At 49.2% G+C, this 17,541-nt stretch carries 13 protein-coding genes and 1 tRNA gene; 6 read left to right on the top strand and 8 right to left on the bottom strand.

The genetic code is table 11. The features are described from left to right. Positions 1 to 56: 56 nt before the first annotated feature. Both K7B07_RS18180 and K7B07_RS18175 read right to left on the bottom strand, forming a co-directional pair. Positions 57 to 1,319 carry an adenylosuccinate synthase gene (locus K7B07_RS18180; protein WP_223711952.1) on the bottom strand — a complete coding sequence of 421 codons (1,263 nt, stop codon included), beginning with the start codon at positions 1,317 to 1,319 and terminating at the stop codon, positions 57 to 59. A 196-nt stretch (positions 1,320 to 1,515) separates the two neighbouring features. Then, positions 1,516 to 3,783 carry a RelA/SpoT family protein gene (locus K7B07_RS18175; protein ID WP_223711951.1) on the bottom strand — a complete coding sequence of 756 codons (2,268 nt, stop codon included), beginning with the start codon at positions 3,781 to 3,783 and terminating at the stop codon, positions 1,516 to 1,518. Positions 3,784 to 4,032: 249 nt separating this feature from the next. On the opposite strand from K7B07_RS18175, the gene K7B07_RS18170 reads away from it, so the two are divergent. Next, positions 4,033 to 4,114: transfer RNA gene (locus K7B07_RS18170), tRNA-Leu, on the top strand. A gap of 80 nt (positions 4,115 to 4,194) precedes the next feature. Beyond that, positions 4,195 to 5,601, top strand: a complete 1,407-nt coding sequence (tig, locus tag K7B07_RS18165; RefSeq protein WP_223711950.1) for a trigger factor — start codon at positions 4,195 to 4,197, stop codon at positions 5,599 to 5,601. A gap of 242 nt (positions 5,602 to 5,843) precedes the next feature. Here tig and K7B07_RS18160 read toward each other — a convergent pair whose 3' ends face one another. After that, on the bottom strand, positions 5,844 to 6,659 hold the full coding sequence (locus K7B07_RS18160) for a metallophosphoesterase family protein (RefSeq protein WP_223711949.1): 816 nt from the start codon (positions 6,657 to 6,659) through the stop codon (positions 5,844 to 5,846). Between the two features lie 361 nt (positions 6,660 to 7,020). On the opposite strand from K7B07_RS18160, the gene K7B07_RS18155 reads away from it, so the two are divergent. From K7B07_RS18155 to K7B07_RS18140, 4 genes are all read left to right on the top strand, one after another. After that, a complete protein-coding gene (locus K7B07_RS18155; protein ID WP_223711948.1) occupies positions 7,021 to 7,710 on the top strand; it encodes a ClpP family protease in 690 nt (229 codons plus the stop codon). 28 nt (positions 7,711 to 7,738) lie between these two features. Continuing rightward, complete coding sequence (locus tag K7B07_RS18150) at positions 7,739 to 8,386, top strand: ClpP family protease (protein WP_223711947.1); 648 nt, start codon at positions 7,739 to 7,741, stop codon at positions 8,384 to 8,386. A gap of 102 nt (positions 8,387 to 8,488) precedes the next feature. Next, positions 8,489 to 9,736 carry an ATP-dependent Clp protease ATP-binding subunit ClpX gene (gene clpX / locus K7B07_RS18145; protein ID WP_223711946.1) on the top strand — a complete coding sequence of 416 codons (1,248 nt, stop codon included), beginning with the start codon at positions 8,489 to 8,491 and terminating at the stop codon, positions 9,734 to 9,736. A gap of 46 nt (positions 9,737 to 9,782) precedes the next feature. Then, positions 9,783 to 9,929 carry a hypothetical protein gene (locus tag K7B07_RS18140; protein WP_223711945.1) on the top strand — a complete coding sequence of 49 codons (147 nt, stop codon included), beginning with the start codon at positions 9,783 to 9,785 and terminating at the stop codon, positions 9,927 to 9,929. A gap of 71 nt (positions 9,930 to 10,000) precedes the next feature. On the opposite strand, the gene K7B07_RS18135 is transcribed toward K7B07_RS18140, so the two are convergent. The 5 genes from K7B07_RS18135 to K7B07_RS18115 form a co-directional block, all read right to left on the bottom strand. Further along, positions 10,001 to 11,053, bottom strand: a complete 1,053-nt coding sequence (locus K7B07_RS18135; protein WP_223711944.1) for a LacI family DNA-binding transcriptional regulator — start codon at positions 11,051 to 11,053, stop codon at positions 10,001 to 10,003. A 103-nt stretch (positions 11,054 to 11,156) separates the two neighbouring features. Then, on the bottom strand, positions 11,157 to 12,527 hold the full coding sequence (locus K7B07_RS18130; RefSeq protein ID WP_223711943.1) for a DegT/DnrJ/EryC1/StrS family aminotransferase: 1,371 nt from the start codon (positions 12,525 to 12,527) through the stop codon (positions 11,157 to 11,159). A 463-nt stretch (positions 12,528 to 12,990) separates the two neighbouring features. Continuing rightward, positions 12,991 to 14,364 carry a hypothetical protein gene (locus tag K7B07_RS18125; protein ID WP_223711942.1) on the bottom strand — a complete coding sequence of 458 codons (1,374 nt, stop codon included), beginning with the start codon at positions 14,362 to 14,364 and terminating at the stop codon, positions 12,991 to 12,993. After that, on the bottom strand, positions 14,361 to 15,725 hold the full coding sequence (locus tag K7B07_RS18120; protein ID WP_223711941.1) for a DegT/DnrJ/EryC1/StrS family aminotransferase: 1,365 nt from the start codon (positions 15,723 to 15,725) through the stop codon (positions 14,361 to 14,363). The genes K7B07_RS18125 and K7B07_RS18120 overlap by 4 nt, the downstream gene beginning before the upstream one ends. Before the next feature lie 150 nt (positions 15,726 to 15,875). Continuing rightward, positions 15,876 to 17,282, bottom strand: coding sequence for a ligand-binding sensor domain-containing protein (locus K7B07_RS18115; protein ID WP_223711940.1), 1,407 nt, complete (start codon positions 17,280 to 17,282; stop codon positions 15,876 to 15,878). Positions 17,283 to 17,541 lie beyond the last annotated feature (259 nt).

Here is a 17,541-nt window from a genome sequence, read left to right as displayed (position 1 = left end):
GTAAATTTTAATCGAAGTTTTTAATTCTCCAAATTTTTAAACTGATTTTTTACGAATCAAACAGTGATCAGCTGCTCCCGCTCCGGACCATTGGAAATGTACTTTACCGGCACGCCGAGATATTCATTGATAAAGTTAATATAGTTTTTCATTTTCTCCGGCAGGGTATCAAAAGACGACGCTTTTGAGATGTCGGTATGCCAGCCATCAAATGCTTCAAATTTAGGCTGGAACGGTACCAGGTCCAGGCGCAGCGGCACTTCCCTTATCTCTTTTCCGTCAACAGTATAGGCGCTGCAGACTTCCAGTTTTTCAAAATGATCCAGTACATCCGCCTTGGTCATTACCAGCTGGGTAACCCCATTGATCATACAGGCGAAATTCAGTGCCACCAGGTCGATCCAGCCACAGCGGCGGGGACGGCCGGTAACAGCGCCGTATTCCTTACCGATATCGCGCAGCCGCTGACCGTCTTCATTTTCAAGCTCCGACGGGAACGGACCACTTCCCACGCGGGTACAGTACGCCTTGGTGATACCGATCACTTCTTTTATATATTGCGGTGCTACGCCCAATCCGCTGCACACGCCGGCAGATATGGTATTGGAAGAGGTTACAAACGGGAAGGTGCCGAAATCCACATCCAGCATGCTGCCCTGGGCACCTTCTGCCAGTACTTTTTTGCCTTCCTTCAGCAGTTTGTTGATAAAATATTCCCCATTTACAATGTTCAGTGTTTTCAGAAAATCGATGGCCCTGAAAAAGTCGGCCTCATCCTGGCTGATGTCTTCATCAAAGCCGTAAGAGTTCAGCATCACATAATGCTTCTCTTTTAACGCTTCATACATGTTCCTGAAATCGGGATTCAGGATATCGCCTACCCGTAATGCGTTCCTTCCGGTTTTATCCATATAGGCAGGACTGATCCCTTTTAAAGTGGAGCCGATCTTGCTGTTTCCCTTTGCCTGCTCGGAAGCCTTGTCCAGCGCACGGTGTGTGGGAATGATCAGATTCGTCCGCTCGGAGACATAAAGGTTCTTTTTAAGATCTCCTTCAAATTTTGTAAGCTGCTCGCATTCTTTTTCCAATGAGATCGGATCCAGGACCACACCGTTCCCGATCAGGTTGATCTTCCCTTCATTAAAGATCCCGGAAGGGATCTGGCGGAGCACCAGCTTTTCACCATTCCTGTAAAGCGTGTGGCCGGCATTGGGCCCGCCCTGAAAACGTGCAACGACATCATAGTCCTTTGCAAAAAAATCTACAATTTTGCCTTTACCTTCATCGCCCCATTGCAGACCCAGAATAACATCTATCATTATGAACTTTTTATTAACGATTCTTAAAGCTACAAAAATAGAGGATTGGAGGATGAAAAATTGAAAAGTTTGAAAGTTTAAAACCTCGTTATTCTTTTCGTTCCGCTTGCCTGCTTCCGGCAGACCCTGTCATGGATAACAGGGGATCCCTTCCGGTGTTCGGCCCTCAGGAAAAGCTAATAGCTGTTAGCGGCAGTTACTTTTGCGCGGCGGCATTTCCGGGGAGATCCTCCGTGTCATAGCGCTCTACCGATTCAATCCCGCTGAGGTCCTTCAGCCGGTTCACCAGCTCATCCAGCTCTTCCTTATCGTGCACATATACTTTGATATTCCCCTCGAACAGGCCTTCAGATGCTTCGATGGTAAGTGCCGCAATATTTATTTTCAGCTCTGCGGAGATGAGGCTGGTGATCTTGCTTACCACGCCCACGTCATCCATACCGATGATCCGAACACCGGTGAGGAAGGAGATCTCCTTGTTCTTGGCCCACTTGGTTTTTACGATCCGGTGGCCGTAGTTGGCCAGCAGCTTGGGCGCGTTCGGGCAGTTGGTGCGGTGTATCGCCAGTCCTTTCCCCGTGGTGATAAAACCAAAAACGTCATCCCCCGGAATGGGTTTGCAGCAATTGGCCAGGTGGTACATGATCTTATCACTGCTCTCGCCAAAGATGATCAGTTCGGTATCCTGTTTATTACTGCTGGATGCCGGTGTATGACTTTCGATCTTGTTTTCCTGTACGATCTTGACGGGCCGCGGATATTCGATCCGGTCCCCGATCACCTTGAACTCTTTTAATTCCCGGAGGTCGATATTCTTGATGGCTACCTGGTAGAACAGTTCCAGGTTGGAATGCAGTTTATAAAACTGAACCAGCTCATCGAGGTTGGCCTGTTGCATGGACACTCCCATGCCTTCCAGCTTCCGCTGGATGGTATAGCGGCCCTCATCCGCCACTTTTTTCTTTTCCTCTTTCAGCGCTTCTTTTACCTTGGCTTTGGCCTTGGCCGTAACAACAAATGACAGCCAGTCTTCGGAGGGGGTTTGCTTGTTACTGGTGATGATCTCCACCTGGTCACCACTCCGCAGTTTATAGCTGATGGGGACCAGTTTATGATTGACCTTTGCCCCGATGGTTTTGGCCCCGATGGCGGTATGGATGGCAAAGGCAAAATCCAGCGCCGTACTGCCTACCGGCAGCATTTTAATATCGCCTTTAGGAGTGTAAATATAGATCTCTTCCGTAAGGAAGCTCATTTTGAAATCCTGCAGGAAATCGACACTATCGGCATCCTGGTTGTACAGCACTTCGCGGATCTGCTGGAACCATTTGTCGAACCGGTTCTCATTAGCGCTGCCCTCCTTGTATTTCCAGTGAGCCGCCAGTCCTTTCTCGGCAATCTCGTTCATCCGTTTTGTACGGATCTGCACTTCCACCCATTTTCCGCGGGGGCCCATTACCGTAGTGTGCAGCGCCTCATATCCGTTCGACTTCGGATTGCTTACCCAGTCGCGCAGCCGTTCGATCGAAGGGGTATATTCATCGGTGATCAGGGAATACACCTTCCAGCAATCCTCTTTCTCCCGCTCGGGCGGCGAGTTCAGGATGATTCGGATGGCAAAAAGATCATACACTTCCTCAAACGTCACGCCCTTTTTTTTCATTTTGTTCCAGATGGAATGGATGTTTTTCGGGCGGCCGTATATTTCAAAATCAAATGTATTTTTCTCCAGCTTTTCCTTGATGGGCTTTATAAACTCATTGATATAACGGGTCCGGTCGCGTCTGGTTTCGGCCAGCTTCTTGGCAATCTCTTTATAGGTATCCGGCTCCAGGTATTTCATGGCCAGATCTTCCAGCTCCGTTTTAATGCTGTACAATCCCATCCGGTGGGCCAGCGGCGCAAAAATATAAACGGTCTCCGAAGCGATCTTCAGTTGCTTTTCCCGCTTCATGCTGTCCAGCGTCCGCATGTTGTTCAGGCGGTCGGCGAGCTTTATCAGGATCACCCTCGGGTCATCCGTAAGGGTAAGAAGGATCTTCTTAAAATTTTCCGCCTGTTGTGAGGCAGAAGAGTCAATAACATTGGATATTTTGGTCAGTCCGTCCACAATGCGCGCGATCTCCGATCCGAACTCCCGTTCAATATCCTGCAACGTTATATCCGTATCTTCCACCGTATCGTGCAGCAGCGCACAAACCGTGGAGCGCACGCCGAGGCCGATCTCTTCCACACAGATCTTTGCCACTGCAATCGGATGCAGAATATAAGGTTCACCGCTTTTGCGGCGCATACTGCTGTGCGCATCCGCGGCCATTTCAAAAGCCCGGCGGAGAATGTCCTTATCTCCCGGCTTTATTTTATCTTTAAGGGCACGCAGTAAGGAACGGTATTCCCTTAAAATCAGTTTTTTCTCCTGCTCTTCGTTAAGACTATATTTAGGTTTTTGCTCTACGGTTTTCATGTAATATTAGGCACACTCCTCTTCCTTTTATTGCTTTGAACATGCATTCCTCCCGCTAAAATTACAGATTTTTCCATCGGGCACCTTTTTTATGTGATAAAGTGCTGGTTCTTACAGGGTTTCAATGGCCGGTAACTCCTGTTATAAACCGGCTTTTACAACGCCGACAAAAAATCCGGATTGTTGCCGGAAAATCTGATTTTTTAAGCGAGAATGTACTACATTTGCAGCCCGAAATAAAGTTCTTATCCGGATGTGGTGAAATTGGTAGACACGTCAGACTTAGGATCTGATGCCGCAAGGTGTGGGGGTTCGAGTCCCTTCATCCGGACTTCACAAGTTTGAGGTTTGAGGTTTAAAGTTTAAAGTTGATAACCTTAGACTTTGGGCTTTTAAACATTAAACAAACAAATGGCTACGATTACACAAGAAAAAATTGGCCCTCTTCACGAAAAACTCAGCGTAAAGCTGGAAAAAGCCGACTATTTGCCCGGATTTGAGAAATCACTGAAAGAGTACAGCAAGAAAGCCAATATCCCCGGCTTCCGCCCCGGAAAAGTCCCCGCAGGTTTAATAAAGAAAATGTACGGACCTTCTCTTTTTATGGATGAGGTGTTGCGTTCCATTGATAAAGAGGTACTGGGTTACCTGGACACGAACAAAGTGAACATCTTCGCCCAGCCGCTGCCGCTGGAAAACGATATGTCCAGACTGGATGCCAACAATCCCGGTGATTACGACTTTCATTTTGAGATCGGTTTAAAGCCGGATTTTAAAATGCTGGATCTGGCGAAAACCGATATCACCGGCTATAACATCGATATCACCGATGAGATGATAAACGAAGAAGTAGAGCGGCTTCAGAACCGGTATGGCAACATGACCGACAAGGAAACCGTTGAGGCGGACGACAATGTAGTGAACGTAACATTTACCGAAACCGATGCCGAAGGCAATGAGATCGAGAACGGTATCAAAAAGGACAATTCCTTACTGGTAAAATATTTCGCACCGGCGGTACGCAAGGAACTGAACGGCAAAAAAACCGGAGACAGCATCCAGATCCAGCTGGGAACGGCTTTTGAAGAGAAGGAACTGGATTTTATTGCCCAGGACCTGGGATTGAATAAAGAGGAAGCTGCCACAAAAGACAAGACCTTTAAACTGGAGATCACAAAAGTTGGTCTGCTGGAAAAAAGAGCACTGGATGAAGCTTTCTTTACCCAGCTCTATCCCGCCGGAGATGTAACTACAGAAGAAGCATTCAGAACCAAGGTAAAAGATGAGATCTATAACTACTGGGCAGCGCAAAGCCGCAACCAGATCCACGACCAGCTGTTTCACAAACTGGTGGATGATACCAAGATCGAATTCCCTGAGGCCTTCCTTAAGAATTGGCTGACAACACAGAACAACCAGCCCCAGGAAGGCGGCGAGCCACAGCCGGCCAAAACCCCGGAACAGATCGAAGCAGAGATGCCTTCTTTCCTGAACCAGCTGAAATGGACCCTTATCACCGAAAAAATCGTTACCGACAACGGGATCCAGGTGGCACCGGATGAGATCAGGGATTTTGCCCGTCAGCAACTCTTCCAGTACATGGGAGGTGCAATGGGCATGACCGACGACCAGCCCTGGGTAAATGATTATATCGGCCGTATGATGAAGGACCGGAAATATGTAGAGGATGCTTACAACCGCCTGCAATCGCAGAAGGTATTTGAATGGGCAGAAACAAAAATAAAACCCAAGGCAACCACCATCAGTGTTGAAGATTTTTCTAAAATGGTAAGTGAGCACCAGCATCACCACCATTAATCGAAATAGATCTGTGTATCAGAACCGCCCCATCCGGGCGGTTTTTTTGTTTATTGTATATTTTGAGGCTGCCGGGAAGTCACCCGTCCCGATGATTCCTGGCGCGGACCACATTAAGATCCGGCGGACCCGCCGTGGCAGCAAGGATCCCCTTTCTGACCTTGCTTACTTTATCATTTATCTTCAGGATATTGACGACATCGATACTGCCCCGGGAACTGGCAACCGGCCGGCATCAGCCGTTACAGGGTTGCGTTGTTTATTTTCGAATCCGGGTTCAGTACATAGGTCAGCACCGTTTCATCTTCCAGCAGTTCCACCACCCGGAACCCCCGGTAGGCCGTACCCCAGTCGCCCCCCACATGCGCATCAAAAACAAAAGGGATCTCCCCTTTTTTCTTGATGCCGTCCTCGTCATGATCATGTCCGTTAAAAACAGCCCGCACATTCTTATACCGCTTTAGCAACGCCAGGAATTCGGGGCAGTCGATCCCGTGTGTGGTCAGTTTGGCAGGGTTGATATGAACGATCACAAAAATATTCTTTGCCCGTTTGTGCGCTTCCAGCCGCTCCTCCATCCATTTCAGATCGGGGCAGATGTATTCCCCTTTTTCGTTGGAAGTGGTGCCGGCAAGGAATGCCGTTCCGTTTACCGTAAAGTCATAGTTTACCGGCCGGTTCCAGATGCGTTCCCAATGCTCCGGGGTCACCATATCATGGTTTCCGGGCGTTACATAATACTTCATCTTCAATTGCCCGATGCGATCTTTAACGGCCGGATAATGTACGGGGTCATTGTGCACGATATCACCATTGAGCATACAGAAATCAAAGGGGTTGCCGGCATGCTCTTCATTGATGCGTGCAACAGCCTTCTTTATATAATTGTCATAATCGGTGCCGGGCTGTCCGTAATGAATGTCGGAGGCAATGGCAAACCGGACCCGTTTTTTCTTTTTCATCAGTGCATCCATCTGCTCTCCTGCGCGGGCGATATTCCCGTTTGCCAGTAATAAAAAGGCCGGAGTGGCCCATTTCAAAAACTCCTTGCGTTTCATGCTTTATTGTTTTATAGCCGCTTGTATAAAGATATTATTATTTACCGTCAAAATAAAAACGGGCTTCCGTTCAAAGCTATCCGTTCCATATTACCTGGAGCTTAAGCCTGCGTTAAGAAATGTACTGTTGTCCTGTTGCGTCCTCCACAAGGAGGATCCTTTCAGTGTTCTGGCAGCATTTCCCGGGTCTTAAAAATGTCCGACTGACGTTTTCGCCCTCCAAACCGGTCAAACTGACATTAAAAATCACTATTTTGTAAATGGAGAAATATTTGATTACTTTTAAAACCGGTACCGTGATCCTGAATCACTGTACGGACAACAGATAATTTGAACAGTTAACCAGTAACTTAAATAAATTATGACTTATAACTCGGAATTTGAAAAATATGCGGTGAAGCACAGGGGCCTTTCCAGCAACACCCTGCACAGCTACGGCAATCACCTCGTGACTGCATTAACGCCGAATATTATTGAAGAGCGGCCCATGAATGTGGCCGTAATGGATGTGTACAGCCGGTTGATGATGGACCGTATCATTTTTCTGGGCTACCCTATCAATGATGAAGTAGCCAATATCGTAACGGCACAGCTGCTGTTCCTGGACAGTACCGACCGGGTGCGCGACATCAATATGTACATCAACAGCCCCGGCGGCAGCGTTTATGCCGGACTGGGCGTTTATGATACCATGCAGTATGTAACTCCTGATGTGGCTACCATCTGTATCGGTATGGCAGCTTCTATGTCCTGCGTATTGCTGGGCGCCGGCACACATGGGAAACGGGCCGCCTTAAAACACGCCCGGATCATGATGCACCAGCCCAGCGGTGGCATCGGGGGACAGGCCAGTGATATCGAGATCACCGTAAACGAGATCCGCAAATTGAAAAAAGAGCTGTACGAGATCGTAAATAACCATACAGAGAAACCGATCGACCAGATCGAAAAGGACTTTGAGCGCGACAAATGGATGACCGCAACAGAAGCCAAGGATTATGGTTTTATTGACGAAGTATTGCTGGTAAATAAGAAAAAGAAAAGAGCATAACGATTCCCTCTCCGTTTAAACTTATATTATGATATCAAATTTAAATTCAGATAAATGGCTCGATCCTGTCCGCTTCGATGGCGAGGAAGAGGAGCCGAAAGAAAATGCAGATAAAAGAGACGACCTGATGATGCTGAACAAACGCCTGGAGCAATTGTTCTTCGAAAAAAGGGCTGTATACCTCTGGGGTGTGGTGGATGACAAAAGCGCCCGTGAAGTAACTACAAAGTTGTTGCTGCTGGAGGCCGACAAGCCGGGAGAAGAGATCAAATTTTACATCAACAGTCCCGGCGGTGTGGTAACAAGCGGGATGGTGATCTATGATACCATGAAGATGATCAAAAGTCCGGTAAGTACCATTTGTATGGGCTTGGCAGCTTCCATGGGCAGTATCCTGCTGAGCGGCGGGAAAAAAGGCAGGCGGTTTATCTATCCGCATGGAGAGGTGATGATCCACCAGCCTTCGCTCGGTGGCTTTATACGCGGTGTAAGTTCCGATCTTGAGATACAGGCCCGGCAAACGCAACGGGTGAAGCTTATCGGGGCCCAGATACTGGCAGACAACTGCGGCAAGACCGTTGAGGAGATCATGCGTGATTTTGACCGCGATTACTGGATGGATGCAAAAGAGGCCATTACCTACGGAATTGCAGATAAAATTGTAGATCAGCTGTAAACAAATACACTAAACTACTAATACAATCTTAAAAAACGGAAAATCGCTGTGATTGCAGCGATTTTTTTTAACTTTGTGGTTTAATTCTTAATATTTTCGACTATGCCGGATAATGTGTTAAAATGTTCATTTTGCGGAAGAAGCCGGGACGAAGTAGAGATACTGATTGCCGGACAGGATGGGCATATCTGCGAGAACTGCGTGGAACACGCGCAGGAAATCATTAACCAGGAGCTTCATTTCCGTGAAGACACGCGGAGTGTCAGCGGATTCAACCAGTCCATACGGAAGCCGGTAGAAATAAAGGCCTTCCTGGACGAATATGTGATCGGTCAGAACGATGCCAAAAAAGTACTGGCAGTGGCGGTTTACAATCACTATAAACGGTTAAAACAAAAGAACAGGGAGATCGATGGTCACAATGATGTTGAAATTGAAAAAAGCAATATCATCATGGTGGGTGAAACCGGTACCGGGAAAACCCTCCTAGCCAGAAGCATTGCCAAAATGCTGAATGTTCCGTTCGCTATTGTGGATGCTACCGTATTTACAGAAGCAGGTTATGTGGGTGAAGATGTGGAAAGCATCCTGACCCGTTTATTACAGGTATGTAATTATGATGTGGAAGCCGCAGAACGCGGTATCGTTTACATCGATGAGCTGGATAAAGTGGCGCGTAAAAGCGATAATCCCAGCATTACCCGTGATGTAAGCGGCGAGGGTGTGCAGCAGGGCCTGCTGAAGCTGCTGGAAGGCACCGATGTGCTGGTACCACCACAGGGCGGCCGTAAGCATCCGGATCAGAAACTGATAAAAGTAAACACCCAGAATATTCTCTTTATCTGCGGCGGGGCTTTTGATGGCGTGGATAAGATCATTGCCCGCAGGGTGCAGACCAATACCATCGGGTTTAATGTAGATAAGGAAGAACAGGAGGATATGAAAAAGAACCTGCTGCGTTTTGTAAATGCGCAGGACCTGAAAACCTTCGGACTGATCCCCGAATTACTGGGGCGTTTACCGGTGGTGACCCATCTTGATCCCCTGGATGCCACCACGTTGCGGGCGATCCTTACCGAGCCGAAAAATGCGCTGATGAAACAGTATAAAAAACTGTTTGAACTGGAGGGCATTGAACTGGAAGTAGAGCCGGCCGTTCTGGATTTTATGGTAGACAAGGCGGTTGAGTACAAGCTGGGTGCCCGTGGTCTGCGGAGCATCTGCGAAAGCATCCTTACCGACGCCATGTATGAACTGCCATCGGCCACTGAAACCCGGTTCGTACTTACAAGGGATTATGCACGGCGTAAATTTGAAAAGAGCAAAATGGGGCTGGTAAAGGCGGCGTGACAGCCTGACGGTTCCGGATCCTATCACAACATCTAAAAACTATTATATGCAGGAATTAATCGACAAACTGAAAGCCGAGGTGAACCTCAGCGATGAACAGGCCCATAAAGCACTGGAGGCTGTTAAGAATTACATCGTGGAAAAATTCCCGATGCTGGAAGGCGCTGTGGCCAATCTTTTCGGCAAAGAATAATATTTCATTACCTGATTGATAAAACAGGCTACGGCCTGTTTTTTTATTGCCGGAAACGTTCTGCCCGTCAATCAGTTCTTATAAAATTTGTAGTTCTCACGGGTAATGATATCAATAGGCATAAACAGCTGCTTTTCCACCGGCTCCCTTCTTATCAGTTTATTATACAAAGCCAGGATCCCGCGATAGGCCTGCTCCCGGGGCTTCTGGGAGATCAGGAAATCGATGGTGCCGCTTTCGAGATAACTGATATTTTTATCGATCAGGTCATAGCCGATCAGGCGAATGTTCTTTATGTTTTCTTCCTCAAGAAAGCGGGCCACATAAAATACACGGGAATTGGTAACAAAGATCAGGTTGATCTTCTCCTTCTTCAATACAGCGCCGAGCACTTTTTTTATCGAAGCATAATCGGTCTTCTGGATATCCGTTTTCAGGATCTTCTCCTTTTTACGCCCGTTGAAGTAGGACCTGAAGCCGTCCTCTTTGTTCAAAAGGTAGTAATAGCTGTCCGGGCTCCTGGAAATATTGATCACCAGGTAATTGTTTCCTTCCTTGCAAAGAAAGTCCGCCAGCTGGCCACCGAGATAACCGCTCTGAAAAAGATGAGGTCCGATATAACTTAAGTTTCCCTGTCCCGGTACATCGGAGTTGATGTATACATAAGGGATGTTCTTTGCACTCAGTTGCTGCGAGAATGTTTCGGCATCCTTTACGAAATGCGGCGCCATCAGCACACCATCTGCTTTGTTCCGGAGGATCTTTTTTGCCTGATCCAGGAAGCTCCGGTTATCATTCAGATCAAAAAAATAACGATCTACCGTAATACCAAACTGACGTACTTCATTTTCGCCCTGTTCAATCCCATCCAGCGGCCCCTGCCAGTACGTGGTTTCTTTTGAAACATACGGTATGAGTGTGGCCAGTTTCAGCGTCTTCCGGGAAGCCAGTGTACGCGCCAGTATATTCGGCTGGTAATTGTATTTTTTAATGATCGCTTTTATCTTCTTTTCGGTAGCAGGCGATACGCCGGGCCGGTTATGCAATACGCGGTCTACCGTGGCAATAGACACGTTGGTCATTCGTGCAATTTCTTTAACACCTATACGTCCTGCTGGCTTCATCCGACTTAGATTTTACCTTCAAATATAGTGTTAATTTATATTACAAAAAGTCTTCCTCCTGTTGTTCTTATCCGTTTTTAGCGGGCCTTGCAGCGCCGTTCTTTTACGCTTTTTTTATCTGGTCGGCATTTTTATAAATACGTTCGATGGCACCGGCAATCAGTTCCATATCTGCTGCAGATCCCAGCAGCATGTTCTGGGTGATCCATACCGCCTCTTTGCACAGCGCTTCATTTTGAGGGCATTGGTTCTGAGCCATGTAGGTCTTATACGCAACCAGGTTCCCGGCATACATGCTCCGGAAGTTCTTCGACTCCAGCGCATCCCTGATAAAGGGCTGGGTATTCAGCGGTGTATAGCCGGAAGAAACCGGAACACCCTCCGCACTCAGCGCTTTTATAAAAGCGTCCCGCGACAGTCCTTTAAACTGATCCTGCTGGTAACGGAATGCAAAAAGCAGGTAAGCCGCCTGTGTTACATTGTCGTACAACCGGTGCGGAACAATGCCCGGGATATTCCCCAGCCGCTTTCTGAGATAAACGGCATTTTCATTGCGGATACGGGTCTGCGCTTCCAGCCGTTTCAGCTGTACCAGCCCGATGGCGGCCTGGTACTCCGCCATCCGCGTTTTCCCGCCGATGCGTACGCTTCCGCTGGCCACTGCGCCGGGTGCCACGCCATAAGGGAAGCCCAGATTATGATAGGAAAAACAACGGTCCATCAGATCGTCATCGTCGGAAACAATGGCGCCGCCCTCTCCTATGGCCAGGTTCTTTGATGTCTGAAAACTAAAGCATCCTGCATGTCCGATGGTACCGGCCTTTTTGCCGCCGATCTCAGCCAGGTGTGCCTGGCAGGCATCTTCCAGCACCAGCAGGTTGCGTTTTTTGGCAATCGCCATGATCCGGTCCATGTCGGCCGGCATCCCCAATATGTGTACCGGGAGGATCAGTTTGGTGCGTGGTGTGATCTTTTCCTCGATCTTAACCGGATCGATCTGGTAGGTGTGCGGATCAATATCAGCAAACACCGGGATCGCTCCGTTTACGAGTACGGCCTGTATGGTGGCCACAAATGTATAGGGCGGTACAATCACTTCATCACCTGCGCCAACACCAAGCTGGTTCAATGCCACGATCAGGGCGTTGGTGCCGTTCACGGTGGACAAACAACGTTTGGCACCAAGCAACCGGGCATACTCTTCCTCAAACCGGGCCACCAGTTTGGCCCTCGACCACACTCCGCTGCGCAGCGCCTCCAGCACCAGCGGTTCATCGGTCTCCGGGATCCATACCGGCCATTTCACCCAATTATCCTTTGTCATTAACGGCGTGCCGCCCAACAGGGCAGGTGTACCTGACAGCTGTAGTGCAGGTGCCGCCCCTGTAGCCAGGGCTTCCATTCCGATGAACGCACCTGCTGCGCCCAGGGATGTCTTTTTTATAAAAGCTCTCCGCGAAAAGTTTGAACTCATATGCTGGTATTTATTTGTGCAAAGAAGTGCGGACCACAGATTGTTTACGTACCCGAAAATACAACATCCGCAACAGAAACGAAAACAATTTTGCGGCCGGGTACCGCCATTGAGGCCGGCTGCTGCACCGAACCTGGTAACGTCTGAAGGACTGCCGGCAACGCCCGCTGCTTTCCTTTTCGCAGTATCCGCACGCGCCCGGGCGGGGTTAATACAGCGCTCCGCGATTTCATTCCGGAGAAGCCGGTCTGCTCCGGTGACTCCATATACCGGGTTTAACGTGTACGTACACATAAATCCGGTATACTTGAAAAACAACCGATCACTTCATCAGCATCCACGATGGCGGCACTCGTCCTGGAGCAGGAGCAGCACTGACCGAAAAAAAGTTTGCAACACATTGAAGCTGCAACAACCGTAAGGGAACCGTTTCCTTTTTATAAAATACCGCGCGCATCATTTTTTAGTTCAGCAGTTTTTTAATCGCGTTCAGCATCACCTGCTCCACATCTGCGGTCACTGCCGAGGCCATACCCGGCTCATAACCTCCTTCGGTATAGGCCGCCGCCGTGCAGATGTATCCGGGGGCATAATCGCCATAACCCGCCACTGTAACAAAAAGATCGGTCCGCATTTTTTTGGCGGCCAGCTGGTACTCCACAAAAGGTTCTCCCGGTAAATGAACAATACGTGCCTTGCCAATGACCAGACAGCTGAAATCGATCTTCCTTCCGGCTTTTAACCGCTGACTCCACACCAGTTTTGAGGCGTTATTGGCGATAAAAACAGCCGGCTGTGTGTGAAGCAGCGTCCGGATGCTGTCAAGTCCCGGTTTTGCAGGCAGCGTTACAGGGAACACTTTCCATTGTATCTCTTTTGCAGTCACCGGTATTTTTACGGTTTGCTCCCAGGCCTGCTTCATTCCTTCCTCCAGCCGCTGGGCCAGCAGGTAGCGGTTCTCGTGACGGCCGTCGTTGTATTTTCCTGCGGTGATATTGCCTCCCGCTCCGTTGAAATGCAGCAGTAAGGCGTCGGGCAGTGCCAACTGGCGGAAAAACCGTGCCACCCCGGGGATATCCGGGTTAGCGATCCCTGTCCGGTAATAACTTTGCGGGTGCGTGGCGTAGTAGGAAAGTACTGCCAGCGGCAGGTCATTATGCCAAAAACTGATCAGCGACAGTTCGGGATCGATCAGTCCCTGCGGCGCAGCACGCGCAACCGGATCTTTTGTAGCTGAGGTACGCGTAAACAGTACCTTACCATCATTTCCCAGCACGCGCCGGTTCGATGCCACATCCCTTACTTCCGCCTTTCCCAGGCCGTAATGTGTCACCACCCGTGCTTTTCCCAGGGCATTCCTTATTGCAGTGGTCAGCCGCTCCAGTACCTGCCGCTGAAAACTGCTTTCAAAGCCATACAGTTTCAATCCTTCTTTTTTAAGCAGCAGTTCTGCACCAAAATCACAGGCAGGCGCATCATGCTGATGCAGGGTATGTACCGCTACGCGCTCCCTGGTGGTACCTGCAGCGGCAGCCAGGGTCTCCCGGAAGGCATCATTCCCCTCATTTGCGATGCCGATCCAATCCACCGCGCAGAGAACGATCGGTTCGCCGGCACCCAGCAATACAATACCTTTCGCCCGTAAACCCAGCTCCCAGGTATTCACCAGCGAATCGTAGGCCAGCCAGGATCCCTCCGGAGGAGTTGCATCCACATCAAATACGGCGATCCGCAGTTCCTCCCCCCGGCAGGGGATCCCGCGTTCTGCATGCAGTTGCCCAACGGGCGTACAGAAAAACAACAGCAGCCATCCATACCTGCAAAAAGAACGGATCATACTTTTATTGATTTCAGCTGATCGCGATGCTCCCACACCTTTGCCAGCGCATTGATGATATTGTCCATTGATGACTGATCCGCCGTTAACGGCCCTGAACCCGGTATCAGCAACATCCGGTCGGCAACCGCATCACAGGCCGGCAGGTGTTTTGTTTGCTCTTTGTATTCTTTCAATCGTTTTTCACCATACATTTTTTTATACACCTCCAGCCCGCAGATAAAATTCACCCAGTCGTATTTATGCAGCCCGCTCTGGATGTACGGACCAATCGGAATTCCTTCGGCCTGAACGGCCTTTATAAACTGCGCGCGGGATGCACCCTTCCACTCTTCCGGTCGGAACGCCATGGCATAGAGATAGTAAGAACATTCCTCGGTACCGGGATAGAGCTTTTGAGGGGCTACTCCGCTATACCCTTTTAATTTTTCGGTGAGGTATTTCCCGTTCCTGTTGCGTGTTTCATGCCGTTGTAAGTGGGTACGCATCTGGGAAAGCAGCAACGATGCGGCAAATTCATTCATCCGGTATTTGGGACCGATCCGCGGATGTGTTCCCCGTTTATCACTTCCGTGATTCATTACCGTATAGAGTGTATCGGCAAGCGCTTCATTGTCCGTCAGACAGGCACCGCCCTCACCACTGGCCATCACTTTCGACGACTGAAAACTCAGACATCCCACATCACCAAAGGTGCCGATGCGTTTTCCATCGATTTTTGCCAGGTGCGCCTGGCAGGCATCTTCGATCAGCAGCAGTTTGTGCTGCCGTGCCATCTGAACAAAGGCGCGGATATCCGCCGGTGCTCCCATCATGTGTACCGGCAGCAATGCCCTGGTATTATTGTTGATCTTTTTCTCCACATCTTTAGCATCCAGCTGGAATGAATCCGGATCCAGGTCTGCCAGTACCGGAAGTGCCCTGCTGGTAATAACGCCGGAGATGGTCCCCATATCTGTATAAGGCGAAGTGATCACTTCATCGCCGCACTCGATATTCAGCGCATGTACCGCTGTGGAGATCGCCTGGGTACCCGAACCTGTGGCCACTACATATTTAATATCGTGAAAAGGGGCGAACTCCCGCTCGAACCGGGCCACCTTGCTGCTGTTGCGGTTGTCGATCCGGCTCCACCAGCCGCTTTTAGCGGTTTCCGTCATTGATTGTACCAGCTCTTCATCGGTGTATGGCCATGCCGGCCAGGGACGTTTATCGCGCACAGGAGCACCGCCGAGAGCAGCCAGTGTTCCGCTGTTTTTTGTTTGTGCCAGCACCGGGAATGACCCGGCCAAAACACCGGCAACAGAAGCAGCCGCTGTATTTCCGATAAAGCGGCGCCTGTTCATTTTCTTTTTATTCATGGCTTATACGTTTTACATTGTTGACACAACCGTAATCCTCTTCCCGCTTCACGATCTTCCGCCGCGCCGGCACAAATTATACCACCTGCTTCTTTTTTATTACCGCATCACAGCCCGGTTCCGTCGCTGCACACCCGGTACAGCGCAGCGCTACTGTTTTTTGAAATCGATCTTTACCAGGTCTTCTATTTCCTTTCCGTTATGAAGAAAACGGGCCAGGGTATAAATATTCCCGTCGTTTCCCACCGCAATTGAATTGACATAGGTAGGACGTCCGCCATCTTTATAAAATACAGGTCCGTGATCTTTGTATACGCCCTCCTTAATATTGTAGGTCACCACATGCAGGTTCTCCAGCCCTTTAGCTGCTCCCATATTGATCTTGTCCGCACCGGCAACGCGGCGCCCGTTTTCATATACCGGTCCGCCGGTAAGATAGTAAATGACGCCATCCTTTATTTTAAAACCCAGGTATCCATAGCTGAACTGATCGAACATCCCGCTCTTCCGGGAAGGCATGGAATTGATCCGCTCCACCAGCTCCACCTTTTTTTCCCTGGGATCAAATGTGAACAGATAGCCGGAATTTCCATGCACTCCGTAAGCCTTATGCTCCGGTCCGTACCAGTAGATCTTTCGCCAGTTGTATCCCATGCTGCCCGCATCTTTGGGATCGTATTTACCAAAATAATCGAGACGCAGGTTCACATCCTCCAGTTTGCGGGGCTTGCCTCCCTCAGGATGATAGGCATAGATATCCCCTTCGGCAGTGGAGTAGTAGACATTGCCGTCATCCGGATCCACAAAAATCGAACGGCAGATCACGCGGAAGTCATCGCCCACCTGCGACTCTCCCTTTCCGGTTACCGGCCCCAGGTTCTTAAGTACTTTATGGTTGAGGTCATAATCGATCAGCAGTCCCTTTGGCCACGTAAGGCCATACAGATGCCCACGTTTTTCATCCATTGTCATGGTTAAGATCCCGTCCCCTTCCGGGGCCAGCGCCATGCTTTCAATAGCACCGGTTTTCATATCATAAGAAACAAAATGCCCGCCGGGGTATCGTTTATATCCGTCGGGGGCATGCACCGGCATTTGTTCAGAGCCGTTGATCATTTCATAGTACCCGGCATGGGTTGCAAAATAAAGTTTGTTGTTGTGCTCGTAAAACTCCACATGACTCTTACCCTGAGCCACATAATGCTGCTCTTTTTCCCCCAGTGCCTGGGAAAGGTCTGCGATAAACCGGGTGGAATCCGTTGCCGGATCATATACATAGAACTGTCCTCCCACGTCATAACGGGTGGAAGACAATACGTAATAGATCCGGCCATCGCTTGCAACAGATATTGCATTGTAGGTATCATGTGCATCGGGAAACCCCGAATAATAATGACGGGCCGTAAGTGAATCGCCAACCTTCGTGTCCTGTTGTTTTCCGGATACGGGGGTCCGGTCTTCTCCGGGCCTGCAGCAGGCAAATGACCACAATAAAGCTGTTGCGATTCCCAGGCCAAGTTTTGTTTTTAAAGCATGCATTGTTAATTCTTTTCTCATTTTTCAAGCATCACCAGGCCACCATCCCTGTAAATATAAAAAAGCTTTTATTAAAAACGTGTACGTTACCGTAAATTATTCAAAAAGAGCTCCGGGTCATCCCTGCCTGCGCTTCGTCTCCATTCTGAATTTGTAATTCATCAATCATCCGCACGCTGCTTTCCGGTTCTCTTTCCCGGAAACGATAACAGCAACAATTCCACAGTGTCCTGGCTAAAGCAAAAAACAGCCGGAAATCGTTTTTTCCGGTTACGTTACC

The organism is Niabella beijingensis, assembly GCF_020034665.1.
GTDB lineage: Bacteria > Bacteroidota > Bacteroidia > Chitinophagales > Chitinophagaceae > Niabella > Niabella beijingensis.
Note: the sequence above shows the minus strand (reverse complement) of the source record. Positions and strands in the feature narration are given on the sequence as shown.